19 protein-coding genes are annotated in these 15,000 nt (G+C 62.1%); 11 read left to right on the top strand and 8 right to left on the bottom strand.

The annotated features are described in order from the left end of the window. Nucleotides 1-653: 653 nt before the first annotated feature. From Q8L50_RS05880 to Q8L50_RS05895, 4 genes are read left to right on the top strand one after another with little or no spacing between them, the layout of a single operon-like run. Nucleotides 654-1,109 (top strand): Spy/CpxP family protein refolding chaperone, encoded by a 456-nt coding sequence (locus tag Q8L50_RS05880; protein ID WP_305347731.1) that lies wholly within the window; start codon nucleotides 654-656, stop codon nucleotides 1,107-1,109. Then, nucleotides 1,102-1,581, top strand: a complete 480-nt coding sequence (locus Q8L50_RS05885; protein WP_305347732.1) for a DUF4260 domain-containing protein — start codon at nucleotides 1,102-1,104, stop codon at nucleotides 1,579-1,581. The genes Q8L50_RS05880 and Q8L50_RS05885 overlap by 8 nt, the downstream gene beginning before the upstream one ends. A 45-nt stretch (nucleotides 1,582-1,626) precedes the next feature. Then, nucleotides 1,627-2,316 (top strand): response regulator transcription factor, encoded by a 690-nt coding sequence (locus Q8L50_RS05890; RefSeq protein ID WP_305347733.1) that lies wholly within the window; start codon nucleotides 1,627-1,629, stop codon nucleotides 2,314-2,316. Beyond that, nucleotides 2,313-3,617, top strand: coding sequence for an ATP-binding protein (locus Q8L50_RS05895; RefSeq protein ID WP_305347734.1), 1,305 nt, complete (start codon nucleotides 2,313-2,315; stop codon nucleotides 3,615-3,617). Before Q8L50_RS05890 ends, Q8L50_RS05895 begins: the two co-directional genes overlap by 4 nt. 17 nt (nucleotides 3,618-3,634) lie before the next feature. Here Q8L50_RS05895 and Q8L50_RS05900 read toward each other — a convergent pair whose 3' ends face one another. The 8 genes from Q8L50_RS05900 to Q8L50_RS05935 all read right to left on the bottom strand — a co-directional run bounded on the left by Q8L50_RS05900 (nucleotide 3,635) and on the right by Q8L50_RS05935 (nucleotide 9,433). Beyond that, the gene (locus tag Q8L50_RS05900) at nucleotides 3,635-4,519 is read right to left on the bottom strand and encodes a DMT family transporter (RefSeq protein WP_305347735.1); all 885 of its coding nucleotides are present in this window, start codon (nucleotides 4,517-4,519) and stop codon (nucleotides 3,635-3,637) included. An 82-nt stretch (nucleotides 4,520-4,601) separates the two neighbouring features. Next, complete coding sequence (locus Q8L50_RS05905) at nucleotides 4,602-5,291, bottom strand: AraC family transcriptional regulator (protein ID WP_305347736.1); 690 nt, start codon at nucleotides 5,289-5,291, stop codon at nucleotides 4,602-4,604. A gap of 1 nt (nucleotide 5,292) precedes the next feature. Further along, nucleotides 5,293-6,312: a lipoyl synthase gene (lipA, locus tag Q8L50_RS05910; RefSeq protein ID WP_305347737.1), complete on the bottom strand. Its 1,020-nt coding sequence runs from the start codon at nucleotides 6,310-6,312 to the stop codon at nucleotides 5,293-5,295. 24 nt (nucleotides 6,313-6,336) lie between these two features. Beyond that, nucleotides 6,337-7,047 (bottom strand): lipoyl(octanoyl) transferase LipB, encoded by a 711-nt coding sequence (gene lipB, locus Q8L50_RS05915; protein ID WP_305347738.1) that lies wholly within the window; start codon nucleotides 7,045-7,047, stop codon nucleotides 6,337-6,339. Between the two features lie 16 nt (nucleotides 7,048-7,063). Continuing rightward, nucleotides 7,064-7,354: a YbeD family protein gene (locus Q8L50_RS05920; RefSeq protein WP_305347739.1), complete on the bottom strand. Its 291-nt coding sequence runs from the start codon at nucleotides 7,352-7,354 to the stop codon at nucleotides 7,064-7,066. After that, on the bottom strand, nucleotides 7,351-8,250 hold the full coding sequence (locus Q8L50_RS05925) for a D-amino acid aminotransferase (protein WP_305347740.1): 900 nt from the start codon (nucleotides 8,248-8,250) through the stop codon (nucleotides 7,351-7,353). The genes Q8L50_RS05920 and Q8L50_RS05925 overlap by 4 nt, the downstream gene beginning before the upstream one ends. 40 nt (nucleotides 8,251-8,290) lie before the next feature. Further along, the gene (locus Q8L50_RS05930) at nucleotides 8,291-8,854 is read right to left on the bottom strand and encodes a DUF2062 domain-containing protein (protein ID WP_305347741.1); all 564 of its coding nucleotides are present in this window, start codon (nucleotides 8,852-8,854) and stop codon (nucleotides 8,291-8,293) included. 132 nt (nucleotides 8,855-8,986) lie between these two features. Beyond that, entirely contained in the window at nucleotides 8,987-9,433 is a 447-nt protein-coding gene (locus Q8L50_RS05935; protein ID WP_305347742.1) for a DUF4149 domain-containing protein, read from the bottom strand. 133 nt (nucleotides 9,434-9,566) lie between these two features. Here Q8L50_RS05935 and Q8L50_RS05940 point away from each other — a divergent pair, with 133 nt between their 5' ends. Genes Q8L50_RS05940 through atpG form a run of 7 tightly spaced genes read left to right on the top strand, consistent with a single transcriptional unit; the run spans nucleotide 9,567 to nucleotide 14,958 of the window. Then, on the top strand, nucleotides 9,567-10,169 hold the full coding sequence (locus tag Q8L50_RS05940; protein ID WP_370869756.1) for an ATP synthase subunit I: 603 nt from the start codon (nucleotides 9,567-9,569) through the stop codon (nucleotides 10,167-10,169). Between the two features lie 10 nt (nucleotides 10,170-10,179). Beyond that, nucleotides 10,180-11,064, top strand: coding sequence for a F0F1 ATP synthase subunit A (gene atpB / locus Q8L50_RS05945; RefSeq protein WP_305347743.1), 885 nt, complete (start codon nucleotides 10,180-10,182; stop codon nucleotides 11,062-11,064). 46 nt (nucleotides 11,065-11,110) lie between these two features. Continuing rightward, nucleotides 11,111-11,374, top strand: a complete 264-nt coding sequence (gene atpE / locus Q8L50_RS05950) for a F0F1 ATP synthase subunit C (RefSeq protein WP_114972255.1) — start codon at nucleotides 11,111-11,113, stop codon at nucleotides 11,372-11,374. A 36-nt stretch (nucleotides 11,375-11,410) separates the two neighbouring features. Next, on the top strand, nucleotides 11,411-11,881 hold the full coding sequence (locus tag Q8L50_RS05955; RefSeq protein WP_305347744.1) for a F0F1 ATP synthase subunit B: 471 nt from the start codon (nucleotides 11,411-11,413) through the stop codon (nucleotides 11,879-11,881). A gap of 12 nt (nucleotides 11,882-11,893) precedes the next feature. Further along, nucleotides 11,894-12,424 (top strand): F0F1 ATP synthase subunit delta, encoded by a 531-nt coding sequence (locus Q8L50_RS05960; RefSeq protein WP_305347745.1) that lies wholly within the window; start codon nucleotides 11,894-11,896, stop codon nucleotides 12,422-12,424. Between the two features lie 60 nt (nucleotides 12,425-12,484). Next, the gene (atpA, locus tag Q8L50_RS05965) at nucleotides 12,485-14,038 is read left to right on the top strand and encodes a F0F1 ATP synthase subunit alpha (protein ID WP_305347746.1); all 1,554 of its coding nucleotides are present in this window, start codon (nucleotides 12,485-12,487) and stop codon (nucleotides 14,036-14,038) included. A gap of 53 nt (nucleotides 14,039-14,091) precedes the next feature. Continuing rightward, entirely contained in the window at nucleotides 14,092-14,958 is an 867-nt protein-coding gene (gene atpG / locus Q8L50_RS05970; RefSeq protein WP_305347747.1) for a F0F1 ATP synthase subunit gamma, read from the top strand. Nucleotides 14,959-15,000 lie beyond the last annotated feature (42 nt).

A 15,000-nucleotide genomic window follows, 5' to 3' on the forward strand; every position in this document is an offset into this window, starting at 1 on the left:
GCCGACGGTTGCTACGATGTGTTCTTCTGTCACCACCGCTTCATGCGGCTCGACTTGAATACCCTGACGCAAGCCTGATGAGATTCCAAGGTGTTTCCTATGTCTCCGCACACCTGTTTCCCATGTCTCCGGTCTATACACTTCGCCAAAAGAAAGTAAGCAAAGAAAAGGCGACCCGATGGTCTGGGACCTTCCGCTTCGCTGCAGGCAACCTGCGGTGCTCGGTCAAAGCGGGGTCTCGCTCGAACTCGCCTTCGGCTCAGACAATCGCGAGCCCTGATCCGCTTTGACCTCCGCTCCTCGGCCCAGCCCGACGGGTGGGGGGATGAATGCGGGAACGGATGCGAATTCGGGGAGAAGATGACGCGCTTTGCGCGTCATCTTCGGACCACGGGACCGTCATGTTTGCACGCGGGAGCAGCACACGCGGCCAAATGAGGCTCCCTTCTCTCGCCCAGCGGGGCGAGGGAAGGGCGGGGGGTTGGGAGTGGGGAGTCGCTCCTACTGTCGCAAGCAGACCGGGGACGCAGCGTGACGCCGGATTGAATCCCAAACCGAAACAAAACGAAACACAGCGCAACCGCCGTGAAACCCACGCCACCCTCAAGCCGCGCACCATACAAAGCCTCAACCACTCCTCACAAGGTACCCCCATGAAACGTTTTATCAAAAGAACCCTGCTCGGCCTGTTTGGCGGGGCGCTGATTATTGGCAGCCTGGGCGCCTGTTCGCACCGCGGCCATGGCGGCTGGAGCGAGGCTTCGCCCGAGTCGCGTGCGCGGCTGGTCGAAAAAGTCGGCTCGCGGCTGGACCTGGACGCCGCGCAAAAGCAGAAGCTCGATGTGCTCGCTGGCAAGCTGCAGGCCCAGCGCACTGCGCTGCGCGGCGCAACCGACCCGCGTGCGGCGATGCAGGGCCTGTTTGCTGGCAGCAAGCTGGACCAGGCGGGCGCCAAAAAGCTGATCGACGAAAAAACCGCAGCCATACAGACTGGCAGCCCGGAGGTGATTGCCGCCGCCGCCGACTTCTTTGACAACCTGCGCCCCGAGCAGCAGCAGAAAGTCCGCGAGTTCATGGAGCGTGGCCGTCGCTGGGGCCAGCGTGGCTAAAGCGGCTGGCTTTGGACTGCTGGGCGCCCGTCTGGTGCGCCTGGACGCGGGCCGCCGGCCGCAGCGGGCGGCACAGGTGACGGCCCTGCCCGGCAGCGCTGCCGGTGGGGTGCGCACGCTGCTGCGGTTGGAAGGTCTGGCGGCGCTGACGCTGGCACTGGCGGCCTATGCGCAGTTTGGTGCGGGCTGGGGCTGGTTTGCGCTGCTGTTTCTTTTGCCTGACCTGTCTTTTGCAGCCTATCTGGCCGGCCCGCGCTGGGGGGCCGCCGCCTACAACGCTGCGCATTCTTACCTGGGCGCGCTGGCGCTGCTGGCCGCTGGCGTGCTGGTGGCCATGCCTGGTTTGCTCGCCGTCGGCCTGGTCTGGTGTGCCCACATTGGTTTTGACCGCACGCTTGGTTACGGGCTCAAGTACAGCGAGGGCTTTGGCCTCACACACCTGGGTTGCATTGGCCAAAGCGACCCCTGGTGAACAAATACTTGACGCTGTGGCGCCCCAGCTTCTTATGATCTGCTCATGCCCCGTATTTTGCTGATTGACGACGATGAACATCTGGCCGCTCCGCTGGCTGCCTACTTTGCTCGCTTCGGTTTTCAGCTCGACAGCGCCACCCGGCCCACGCAAGGCCTGGCCATGCTGCGCAGCAGGCCTTATGACGCCGCCATTCTGGATGTGATGCTGCCCGAGATGGACGGTTTTGCGCTGTGCCGTGAGATCCGCAAGGGCAGCGACGTGCCGGTGATCATGCTGACCGCGCGCGGCGATGTGATGGACCGCGTGGTGGGCCTGGAGCTGGGCGCCGACGACTATTTGCCCAAGCCGTTTGAGCCGCGTGAGCTGGTGGCGCGGCTGCAAACCATACTGCGGCGCCAGCGCGCCACGCCGGCTGCAACACGCGGGCAGCGCCGGGTGTTTCATGAGCTGGTCATTGACGTGGAAACCCGCGAGGTCTTGCGCCAGGGCCAGCCGGTGGAGTTGACCGGCACCGAGTTTGAACTGCTGGCGCTGCTGGCGGCCGAGCCGGGCAAGGTCTTCAGCCGCGACGACATCCTGAACCGCTTGCGCGGGCACGAGGCAGAGCTGTACACCCGCGCCGTGGATATTGTGGTGAGCCGCTTGCGCAAAAAGCTGGAGCCACTCGACTGCATCAAGACACTGCGCAACGCCGGTTACACGCTGGCGGTTGGCAAGGCAGCGGCGCCGTGAAGGCTGATCACGCTTCCCGCCCCAGGGGCTGGGCGCACCGCTGGCGCCATTCTCTGCGGCTGCGCCTGATCGGCGTTTTTGTGCTGCTGGCACTGGTGATGGCTGCTGTTTTTCTGGGTGGCATGCAGCGCGCTTTTTCATCGGGCTGGCGCGAAGCCGGCCGCCCCCTGATCACCGACTATATGGACCGCGTGGTGGCCGAACTGGGCACCCCCCCAGACATCAATCGCGCCCAGGCGCTGGAAGCGCGTTTGCCCATTGCCATCCGTATCGAAGGGCCTGTGGTCAATTGGCAATCCCGGCCAGAGTCGGGTGACGGGCCGGACTGGCGCGGACGGGTTGGGCGCGGCAACGACTGGCGCAGCCGCATGACCGCTGATGGCCACCGGGTGACTTTTGGCTGGGGCAGCGTGAACTGGCGAGAGGGGCCGCACGGCATCGGCTGGTTCACGCTGGCCCTGTTGCTGGGACTGATTGCCGCTGCCTATGCCTATGTGCGGCGCCTGCTGCGGCCGCTCGATGACATCCGCGCCGGTGCCGAGCGTTTTGGCCGTGGCGCCTTTGATACGCCGATTCCGCTGCGTCGGCGCGATGAACTGGGTGAGCTGGCGCAGCGCATCAACACCATGGCGCATGACATCGAGGGCATGCTCGATGCCAAACGCGCTCTGCTGCTGGCGCTCAGCCATGAGTTGCGCTCACCCCTGACGCGGGCCCGGCTCAATGCCGAACTGCTGCCCGACGCACCGGAGGGCGGCGGCGAGCGGGCGGCCCTGCTGCGTGACCTCGGTGAAATGCGCGACCTGATCAGCGACCTGCTGGAGAGCGAACGCCTGGCCAGCCCGCACGCCGCCGTGCAGCGTGAAAGTGTGGATCTGGCGGCGCTGGTGCGCGAGGTGGTGGCCGAGATGCCGGCCGCCCATGCTGTCACCGTGGACCTGGCACCCGGCCTGGGCCCACTGGCGCTGGACCGCACCCGCATGCGCCTGTTGCTGCGCAACCTGCTGGACAACGCCCTGCGTTACAGCGCCGATGCGGCGCAGCCGCCGCGTGTGACCCTGCAGGCCGAAGGGGCTGCCCTGCGGCTGCAGGTGCGCGACTTCGGGCCGGGTGTGGACGCTGCGCAACTGGAGCGGCTGACCGAACCCTTTTACCGAACCGACAGCGCCCGCCAACGCACCACGGGCGGCGTGGGCCTGGGCCTGTACTTGTGCCAGCTGGTGGCGCAGGCGCATGGCAGCCGGCTGGAGGTGCGTAATGCGACACCGGGGCTGGTGATTGACGTGCTATTAAAAACATAGCTGCTTGCGCATATGGATTAGCGGTTGGAGGCTTGTTTGGCTCTACTTCCCAGGCCTGCAGCCCCGACAATCAGCAGCGCGGCCAGTGCAATGCTCCAGCTCAGGTCGCGCCCGCTGACCAGCATCAACAGCAAGGTCGAGCCCAGCGGCGTGAGGTAACTCAAGATGCCGATCTGGCGCGCGTCGCCGAGCTTGAGCGCCTTGTCCCAGAGAAAAAACGCCGCACCCAGCGGGCCCAGACCGGTTGCGACGAGTAGCAGCCAGTCGCGCGTGTTCAGGGCCGCCGACGGCTCCAGTACCCAGTGGCATACCAGCGATAAGGCGCCCGAGACCGCGCCAAACAGGCCAACCGCGGCGGTTGGAAAACTGCGCCCCGTCAACTCGGCCCGTTTCGTCTGCAGCGAATAGTTGGCCCAGATCAGCGCCGACACCAGCGCCAGCAGGTAGCCCCAGCCGCTGCTGGCAGCCAGGCCCGGACCCGCCGCGTCACCAGCCTGGCGCCCGCCCAGAATGGCCAGCGCTGCGCCGACAAAACCAGTCACTGCGGCGGCGACATGAAGGCCGCGCAGCCGGATGCCGGGCAAATACAGCGGCGCCAGCACCACAATGAACAAGGGCCACAGGTAGTTGACCAGGTTCACCTCCACCGCCGGTGCCAGGCGCAGCGCCATGAACAGCAGAAAGTGAAACCCGAACAGGGTGAACACCCCCATCGCCAGGGTGCGGCGCGCAATCTTCCATTGCGCGGGGTGCTTCAGTACGGCAGGCCAGGACAAGGCGCTGCCCACCAGCAGCGCCACGCCGGTCAGCAGAAACGGCGGCACGTGCTGGAGCAGGACACCCAGAGACGAGAGACAGGCCCACAAAACAATGGCACCCAGGGCGTAAAGGTTGGCTGGCATGGCCGCAAGCATAGTCTGCGGCGGCACGGGGCATCGTCGCGCAAGCAGGGTGGGCCGTCGCGCAACAACGGCTGGTGTGAGTTCAGTGCGGCCGGAAGCGGCGCAGGGCGGCTGTCAGTGCCGACGGCGACTGGTAGCCGCAACGCAGCGCGGTTTCTGCCACGCTGAAGCCTTCCCCACGCAGTTGCAGCGCGCGTGCCAGCCGCTGGCCGCGCAGCCACTGCATCACGCTGAGCCCGGTTTCAGCCCGGCATCGCTCTGCAAACCGGCTGGGGCTCAAAAACACCTGCCGCGCGATCTGCGCCACGCTCAGCGCTTCGTGCATGTGCTGCGTGGTCCAGTCGGCCAGCCGCGCCCAGTTGATGGCGCGCGCAGGGCGCTGGGGCAGCGGGCCGTAGGCGCGCCAGGCCTCGAGCAGCAGGGCCGGGCCATGCTGCTGCGCCAGGCCGCCGGCTTGCTGCAAGGCATGCTCCAGATACAGGGCCAGGGCCAGCGTTTGACGGGGCTGGGCCGGTTGTACGGCGCAGCGCGCCCAGCCCGGCTGCGCGGTGTCCAGCACCAGACAGCGGCTGCCGCTGCGGGCTTCAAAGTCGTGGCGTTCTCCGGGGGCAATCACGCAGCCATCACCTGCGGCGATACGCTGTCCACGGCCCTGCACTTCCAGCTCAAGTACGCCGTCCAGCCCCAGCAGCACCTGAAAGTGCGCGTGCGCATGGCTGCCGTGTGACGCGCCGTAGTGGCGCAGCGACAGCAAGCCCTGCGGCGTGTTCATGTCAGAGGGTGGTGGTGGCCGCTGCGGCGTCGGCCTTGTCGGCCACACCGGCCGCATGCGCCTGCTCGTCGGCGTGGTAACTGCTGCGCACCATGGCGCCGACGGCAGCGTGGGTGAAGCCCATCTTGTAGGCCTCGGCTTCAAACATCTTGAAGGTGTCGGGGTGAACGTAGCGGCGCACCGGCAGGTGGCTGGTCGAAGGCGCGAGGTACTGGCCTATGGTCAGCATGTCGATGTGGTGCGCGCGCATGTCGCGCATAACTTGCAAAATTTCCTCGTCGGTCTCACCCAGTCCGACCATGATGCCGCTTTTGGTCGGCACCTTGGGGTGCAGGGCCTTGAATTTTTTCAGCAGGTTCAGGCTGAACTGGTAGTCGCTGCCGGGGCGCGCCTCTTTGTACAGGCGCGCCGTGGTTTCCAGGTTGTGGTTCATCACGTCGGGCGGCGCGGCCTTCAGAATCTCGAGCGCGCGGTCATCGCGGCCGCGGAAGTCGGGCACCAGGATTTCAATCGTGGTCTGCGGCGACAGCTCACGAATTTTCTGGATACATTCCACAAAATGACCACTGCCGCCGTCGCGCAGGTCGTCGCGGTCCACGCTGGTGATCACCACGTACTTGAGCTTGAGCGCGGCAATGGTTTTGGCCAGGTTCAAGGGTTCGTCCACATCCAGCGGATCGGGCCGGCCGTGGCCCACGTCGCAAAACGGGCAGCGACGTGTGCACTTGTCGCCCATGATCATGAAAGTCGCCGTGCCCTTGCCAAAACACTCGCCGATGTTGGGGCAGGAGGCTTCTTCACACACCGTGTTGAGCTTGTTCTCGCGCAGGATCTGCTTGATCTCGTAAAAACGTGTGCTCGGGCTGCCGGCCTTGACGCGAATCCACTCGGGTTTTTTCAGAATTTCGCCTGCGACAACCTTGACCGGTATGCGCGACAGCTTGGCCGCCGCCTTTTGTTTGGCCAGCGGGTTGTAGTCTGCCTGGCTCTGGATGTCGCGGACAACTTCTGGGGTGCTCATGTATGTTTTACCTTGGGGGGTGGCTCAGGGTGCCAGATAAGTCACAAGCTTTTGGCTCAGGACATCTGCCGCCTCTTGCCAGCTTGCCGATACCCCGATTGTAGAAAGGTCTGTGGTGCTCAGCCCGGCGTAGCCGCAGGGGTTGATGCGTGAGAAGGGTTCCAGGTCCATGGCGACGTTGAGCGCCACACCGTGGTAGCTGTACTGGCGGCTGACCTTGATACCGAGTGCAGCGATTTTTCCCAGGCCGCGAAACGGGTCGGCCGGGTTCAGGGGGCCGGTCAGTGCAGCGTGTGCGCCGGGGTCGTCCAGGCGTACATAAATGCCCGGCGAGCCAGCCACGCGGTGCCCTGTCACACCGAAGTGCGCCAGCGTCCGGATCACGGCCTCCTCCATCCGGTAGACATATTCCTTGACGTAATATCCGGCGCGTTGGAGGTCCAGCAGCGGGTAAGCCACGACCTGCCCCGGCCCGTGGTAAGTCACCTGGCCACCCCGGTCGGTGGCCACCACAGGGATGTCGCCGGGGCTCAACACATGTTCGCTTTTGCCCGCCAGACCCTGGGTATAAACCGGCGAATGCTCACAAATCCATAGCTGGTCGCGCCCGTCAGATAAGGGCTGGACGCCAATTTGGCTTGTAGTTTCACGGCTGCGGGCGGCGGTGAAGGCCTGCATGGCCTGCCAGGTGGGCAGGTAGTCGACCTGGCCCAGGGTGCGAATATCCATGTGCATCAAGCGCGAGTGCCTGCTACAGCACCACCTTGACCATCGGGTGTGTGGACAGCGTGCGGTACAACTCGTCAAGCTGCTCTCGGGAGGTCGCCGTCACGGTGATGGTGATGCCCAGGTATTTGCCGCCCTTGCTCTCGCGCAGCTCGATGGTGGAGGCGTCAAACGCCGGGTCAAACTGGTGTGCAATGAGGGTGATGGCATGCACCAGCCCATCGACCTTCTGGCCCATCACCTTGATGGGGAACTGCGACGGGTACTCGATCAGCGACTCCTGGCGCGGTACCTCCGGGGGCGTGGGGGTGCTCATGCCTGCTCTGCCTGTTTGGCGCGCTGGTAGGCTGCGTGCAGCCTGGCATACACCGGGCCGGGCTTGCCACTGCCAATCGGCTGGTCGTCCAGCCGGGTGATGGCCAGCACTTCTTTGGTGGCCGACGACAGCAGCAACTCGTCGGCGCTGAACACTTCCTCGCGGCTGATGCGGCGCAATTCAAAACCAATGCCGGCGTCGCGGCAAATGCTTTCGATCAACCCGTAGCGAATGCCTTCCAGCACCAGATTGTCTTTGGGCGGGCCCAGCACCTGGCCGTCACGCACGACCCACACGTTGCAGGCCGCCGCCTCGCTGAGGTAACCGTCCCGGAACATCACGGTTTCCACCGCGTCGGCGTCGGCACTGATCTGGCGCGCCAACACCGCCCCCAGCAGGCTGGTGCTTTTGATATGCGCCTTGCTCCAGCGGAAGTCGTCGGCGCTGACGCAGGCTACACCCTGCGCGCGCTGCTCGGGCGTGGGCGGTTTCATGGTGTTGGTCATGACAAAAACGGTGGGTGCCAAATCAGGCGGCATGACATGGTCGCGCAGGGCGACGCCGCGCGTGATCTGGATGTAGACCAGCTGGTCGATTTTTTCGTGCGAGCTGTGTTGCGACAGCGCGTAGCCGTCCACCAGTTTCAGCACCAGTTCATGCCACTTCGCGTGCGACAGCGGGTTGGGGATGCGGAGCTCGGCCAGGCTGCGGTCCAGGCGCGCCATGTGCTGGGCAAAACGGAAGGGCTTGCCGCCATAAACCGGCACGACTTCGTAAACACCGTCGCCGAAGATGAAACCGCGGTCCATCACGCTGATTTTTGCGTCCTTCAGCGCGGTGATTTCACCGTTGAGGTAGCAGGGCGTGTCGGGCAGCGTTGGCGTGGAAGGGGTCATCGTGAGTGTCTGGGGTTGGGCGGTTATTGTCGCGCAATCCTCAGCGCTTGCCCTGCCGCGTGCGCCGCTTGAACCAGACGCGCCAGCGCCAGACCAACTTGACCAGAAGGTAGCCGCTGAGCGAACCTGCGACTGAAAAAATGGCCATGCCAAGCACGGCGGGCCAGCCGAAGTGTGCCAGCCAGGCCATGGCGTCAAAACCTGGCGCGGCCGCGGTTGCCTGAAACGCGGCGTCGCCTGCGGCCGCTTCGTAGACCGACACACCCAGGATCAGGCTCCCCAGCTTGTAAGCAAGCCAGAGCCAGAAGCCGATGGTGAACGGGTTGGTGACCAGGGTCATGCCTGCAGCCACAGGAATGTTGCCGCGCCACCAGACGCTGTGCGCGACTGCCACCAGAATCTGCGCGACTGGCAGGGCAAAGGCCCAGAACAGGCCGATGGCCACACCCCGCGCCACCGCTTCATGCTGCATGCGCCACAGCCCTGGCTCCTGCAGTCGATGCGCAACCGGCTTGAGCCAGGGGTGAGCCGCCAGAGTTTGCGGGCTGATGCCCTGTGTGAAACGATCGCTCCAGTGGGCCTTGACAGGCTTGCGCGGGCTCACGGCTGTGCCCGTCTGGCTGGCAGCGACCGCGCTTCGCCAATTTTCATCATGAAAAAATCCTCAACACACAGAAGCAGCAGCGAAACACGGGCGACAAAACAGGTCACAGCGAGTGGTCTCCTCAAGCAGTGTTCAACCGATAAAAACCACGGCGGCAATCGCCGCTGCGCCCAGCGCCAGGTTGATGCCGGCCAGCGTGGCAATCTGTCCGACGCGGCGCCCACCTTCTGGCCAGTCTGACGCTGCCACTGCCTGCCTCAGACGCCGGTACGGGCCAAAATAAAGATGGCCGAACAACGCAAACATCAGCAGGCCCATACCCAGCATCAGGTGCCAGCCCGTGGGTGCGTTTTTCATGCCGACAGCCAGCAGCATCGCCATGCCGGTGGCCAGCAGCAAACCGATGCTCACCCACACCAGCCTGAAAAATTTCGTGAGTACCGCTGCAATCAGCGGCAAACGCTGGGGCGGTGCAAGCTGGGCCTGTGCCGCGGGCCGCAGCGCAAACAGCATGAAGCTGATGCCGCCCAGCCAGACGATGGCGGCGGCGAGGTGCAAAAATTTCATCAGGGCGGGCATGGGAGACCTTTAAAAAATCGGCGTTACCGGGACTGGGTGCGCAGAGAGGGCTTCAAGAGAGCGCCCCAAGCTTGCGCGAGCGGCAGGAGGTGAATTGTCGCCTCCAAAGTCCGGTCCTTTTGCCCTGTGGTCATTGGCCATCACCGCAGCGCCCGGCAGGGGCATTTTGGGCACGGGCGGGTTTCTACGTATAATCAAGGGCTTTGCTAAACACCAGCCTGTAACCTGCTTGTACTTTGTGACTTCCAAAATGACACATTCAGCAGTTTCTACAAAAGCTCCAGCTTGGACGGTGGTGGCAGAAGACAGTGATTTCAAGCCGCTGACGCGTGATGAGGCTCAAAAACTTCGTCTGGCGCACCCCTCTACCTCCCCGTGGGCGGTGTTGGCGGGTCAGTTGCTGGTGGGTGTGCTGGTGGCGTGTGCTGCCTGGCTGCTGACCGGAAGGCAAAGCGCCGGATGGTCTGCGCTGTATGGCGCGCTGGCGGTGGTGATTCCCGGCGCTTTGTTTGCGCGGGGTTTGATGAGCCAGTTCTCGTCCATCAACGCAATGACTGCCGGATTTGGTTTTTTTGTATGGGAGGCAATCAAGATTGCCTCCAGCGTCGGGATGCTGTTTGCGGCCCCGCGCTTGGTCCCTGATCTGGACTGGTTGGCAATGCTGATCGGCCTGATCGTGACCTTGAAGGTGTATTGGGTGGCGCTGTTAATGCGCCCTGAACGAAAAATAGCTTAAAGAGTCAATCATGTCCGCAGAAGCAAACGCTCCGACAGCCAGTGAATATATTGTTCACCACCTGACGCACTGGCAAAACAAGCCGCAGACGGAAATCGTCGATTTCTCTGTCTTCAACATTGACTCCCTGTTTTTTTCCATCCTGCTGGGTGTGGTCGGCTGCTTCTTCCTGTGGAAGGCTGCTCGTGGTGTGACGTCCGGCGTGCCCGGGCGTTTTCAGGCCGCTGTCGAAATCCTGCTTGAAATGGTGGACGGCCAGGCCAAGGCGATTGTGCACAACGCCAACAGCCGCAAACTGGTGACGCCGCTGGCGCTGGTGGTGTTTGTCTGGATTTTCCTGATGAATGCAATGGACCTGCTGCCGCTGGATCTGCTGCCCGAATTGTGGGCTCTGGCCTATGGTGCCGCCGGCTACGATCCGAGCCACGCCTACCTGCGCGTGGTCCCCACGGCCGATCTGTCTGTGACCATGGGTCTGTCGGTTTCCGTCTTGTTCATCTGCCTCTTCTACAACATCAAGATCAAGGGTGTGGGCGGCTGGGCGCATGAGCTGATTTCTGCGCCGTTTGGCACCAGCAAGAACCCGATTTTTGCGGTGATTCTGGGCATCATCAACATTGCCGAGCAGTTGATCTCCTTTGTGGCCAAAACGGTGTCGCATGGCATGCGGCTGTTTGGCAATATGTATGCCGGTGAGCTGGTGTTCATGCTGATTGCCCTGCTGGGCGGCTCTTGGGCCTTTTCAACGGCGCCAGGAGACCTGATGCTGCTGTTGTTGCATGTCGTGGCAGGCTGGGCGTGGGCAGTGTTCCACATCATCATCATTTTGCTGCAGGCTTTTGTGTTCATGATGTTGACCCTGGTCTACATCGGGCAGGCGCACGACGCGCATTGATTTTCGTTTTCGTTTTGGTGTTTTTTCGTTAATTTAGGAGTGAATCATGGAAGTTATTAGTTTTGCTGCTCTGGCTGCTGGTTTGATCATCGGTCTGGGTGCGCTCGGCGCTTGTATCGGTATCGGCATCATGGGTAGCAAGTACCTTGAAGCAGCTGCACGCCAGCCAGAACTCATGGGCGAACTGCAAACCAAAATGTTCGTGCTGGCTGGTCTGATTGACGCTGCGTTCATTATCGGTACCGGTATTGCACTGTGGTTCGCAACTGCCAACCCCTTCCTCGCTCAAATCGCACGCCTGGTCAAGTAAGTCCTGCCTGCAACACCTCGTTGAGGGAGATTTACTGTGAACATTAATGGAACACTGGTGGCGCAAGCCATCGTCTTTGCATTGCTGGTGCTGTTCACGATGAAATTCGTGTGGCCCCCGATCGCGAAAGCGCTGGACGAGCGGGCCCAAAAGATCGCTGAAGGCCTCGCTTCTGCCGAGAAGGCCAAGTCCGAACTCTCCGTTGCCAACAAGCGCGTGGAAGAAGAACTTGCCAAATCGCGCAATGAGTCGGCGCTGCGTCTGGCTGAGGCCGAGCGTCGCGCGCAGGCACTGATCGAAGAGGCAAAAGGCAAGGCAACGGAAGAGGGCAAGAAAATCATTGCCGCTGCCCAGGCCGAAGCCGAGCAGCAAACCGTCAAGGCCAGGGAGACGCTGCGCGAGCAGGTTGCCGCTCTGGCCGTCAAGGGTGCCGAGCAGATTCTGCGCAAGGAAGTCAATGCCGGTGTGCATGCTGACTTGCTGGGCCGCCTGAAGACAGAGCTGTAAGAAGGGGTCAACATGGCAGAACTAGCCACCATCGCCCGTCCTTACGCTGAAGCGCTGTTCAAGGCGTCCGGGTCCGACCTGGGCGCTGCGGCGACCTGGCTGGATGAGCTGGCAGCGATTGCTGCCAATGCGCAACTGTTGCAATTTGCAGGCAACCCCCGAGTCACGGCAGAACAGACGTTTGACGTGGTTTCCGGTGTGGCCAGGACCAAGTTGCCAGAGGCCGCAAAGAATTTCCTGCGTACGGTGATTGAAAACGGACGTCTCGGCGTCCTGACCGAAATTGCCAGCCAGTTCCGGGCCTTGAAGAATGCGCAGAGTGGATCGTCGGATGCCACCGTGTACAGCGCGTTTGCGCTGGAAGGGGCGGCGCTGACCGATCTGGCGGCAACGCTGGAAAAGCGTTTTGGCCGCAAGCTCAACCTCAAGGTCGAGCTGGAACCCGAACTGATAGGCGGCGTACGTGTCGTGGTGGGTGACGAGGTGCTGGACACCTCGGTCAAAGCCCGTTTAGAGCAAATGAAAGTGGCGTTGATTTCGTGAGCTTGCGCTCAAGCGCAGCTTCCCGGAATTAGCCAACAACCTAGAAAGAAGGAAAGAGTCATGCAACTCAATCCCGCAGAAATTTCTGAACTGATCAAGAGCCGTATCGAGGGCTTGAGCGCCAGCAGCGATGTCCGTAACCAGGGCACGGTGGTGTCCGTGTCCGACGGTATCGTGCGTATCCACGGCCTGTCCGATGTGATGCAGGGCGAGATGCTGGAATTTCCGCCCACCGCTGATGGCACGCCCACTTATGGCCTGGCCCTGAACCTGGAGCGCGACTCGGTCGGCTCGGTGATTCTGGGTGAGTACGAACACATCGCTGAAGGCGACACCGTCAAGTGCACGGGCCGCATTCTGGAAGTGCCGGTAGGCCCCGAGCTGCTTGGCCGCGTGGTCAATGCGCTGGGCCAGCCGATTGATGGCAAAGGCCCGGTCAATGCCAAGATGACCGACGTCATTGAAAAAGTCGCACCTGGTGTGATCGCCCGTAAATCGGTGGATCAGCCGCTGCAAACCGGCTTGAAGTCCATCGACTCCATGGTGCCGATCGGCCGTGGCCAGCGCGAGCTGATCATTGGTGACCGCCAGACCGGTAAAACGGCTGTGGCGATTGACGCCATCATCAACCAGAAGGGCACGGGCGTTTTCTGCGTTTATGTGGCTATTGGTCAAAAGGCTTCGTCGATCAAAAACGTGGTGCGTTCGCTTGAGCAAGCCGGTGCGATGGACTACACCATTGTGGTGGCTGCATCGGCATCTGAATCCGCTGCCATGCAGTATGTCAGCGCTTACTCTGGCTGCACCATGGGCGAGTATTTCCGCGACCGCGGTCAGGACGCGCTGATTGTGTATGACGACCTGTCCAAGCAGGCCGTGGCTTACCGCCAGGTTTCCTTGCTGCTGCGCCGTCCGCCAGGCCGCGAAGCCTATCCCGGCGACGTGTTTTATCTGCACAGCCGCCTGCTGGAGCGCGCCGCCCGCGTGAACGAAAAATACGTTGAAGACTTCACCAAGGGCGAAGTCAAAGGCAAAACCGGTTCACTGACGGCCCTGCCGATTATTGAAACGCAAGCCGGCGACGTGTCCGCTTTCGTGCCTACCAACGTGATCTCGATCACCGACGGCCAGATTTTCCTGGAGACCAGCCTGTTCAACGCCGGTATCCGCCCTGCGATCAACGCCGGTATCTCGGTGTCGCGTGTTGGTGGTGCAGCCCAGACCAAGCTGATCAAGAACCTGTCCGGTGGTATCCGTACCGACCTGGCCCAGTACCGTGAGCTGGCTGCGTTTGCGCAGTTTGCTTCCGACCTGGACGAGGCCACCCGCAAGCAGCTGGACCGTGGTGCCCGCGTGACCGAACTGCTCAAGCAGTCGCAGTACTCGCCGCTGTCCATCTCCAACATGGCCGCCACACTGTTCGCAGTGAACAAGGGTTTCATGGACGACGTGGAAGTCAAGAAGGTGCTGGCGTTCGAATCCGGACTGCACAGCTACCTGAAGGACAAAAACGCCGCGCTGATGGCCAAGCTGGAAACCAACAAGGCCATGGACAAGGACGCCGAGGCTGAACTGAACACCGCTGTCGCTGCGTTCAAGAAGTCGTTTGCCTGATCCATACCTGAAGACATCAAAGCCCAGCGCTTAGAAACCATTTAGGAAAAAATATGGCGGCAGGAAAAGAGATACGCGGCAAGATCAAATCGGTGGAAAACACCAAAAAGATCACCAAAGCCATGGAAATGGTGGCGGCCTCCAAAATGCGCAAGGCGCAGGAACGGATGCGTGCCGCCCGTCCTTACAGCGACAAGATCCGCAACATCGCGGCCAATCTGGCTCAGGCCAACCCCGAGTACACCCACGCGTTCATGGCGTCCAACGACACCAAAACGACGGGGTTCATCGTGGTGACGACCGACAAGGGCCTGTGCGGCGGGTTGAATACCAATGTGCTGCGCGCCGTGACGCTCAAGCTCAAGGAGCTGCAGGCGGCGGGCGAAGATTCGCAGGCGGTGGCCATCGGCAACAAGGGCCTGGGTTTTCTCAACCGGGTTGGCGCCAAGGTGATCTCGCATGTGACGCAGCTGGGTGACAAGCCGCATCTGGACAAGCTCATCGGCCCGGTCAAGGTGCTGCTCGACGCTTACAGCGAAGGCAAGATCAAGGCGGTGTACCTGTGTTACACCAAGTTCATCAACACCATGCGCCAAGAGCCGGTGGTTGAGCAGTTGCTGCCGCTCACGGCCGAAAACATGCAGGCCGACAAGGACCAGCATGGCTGGGACTACATCTACGAGCCCGATGCACAGACCGTCATTGACGATCTGCTGGTTCGTTATGTCGAAGCGCTGGTGTATCAGGCTGTGGCCGAAAACATGGCGTCCGAGCAGTCGGCCCGCATGGTGGCCATGAAGGCCGCCACCGACAACGCCGGCAGCGTGATTGGCGAGCTCAAGCTGGTTTACAACAAAACGCGTCAGGCAGCGATCACGAAAGAACTTTCGGAAATCGTCGCTGGTGCTGCAGCGGTTTAAGCCGCCACTCCGATTTAAAGATTAAAGAATAGAAAAGGATCC

Source organism: Polaromonas sp. (genome assembly GCF_030680935.1).
Classification (GTDB): Bacteria; Pseudomonadota; Gammaproteobacteria; order Burkholderiales; family Burkholderiaceae_C; genus Polaromonas.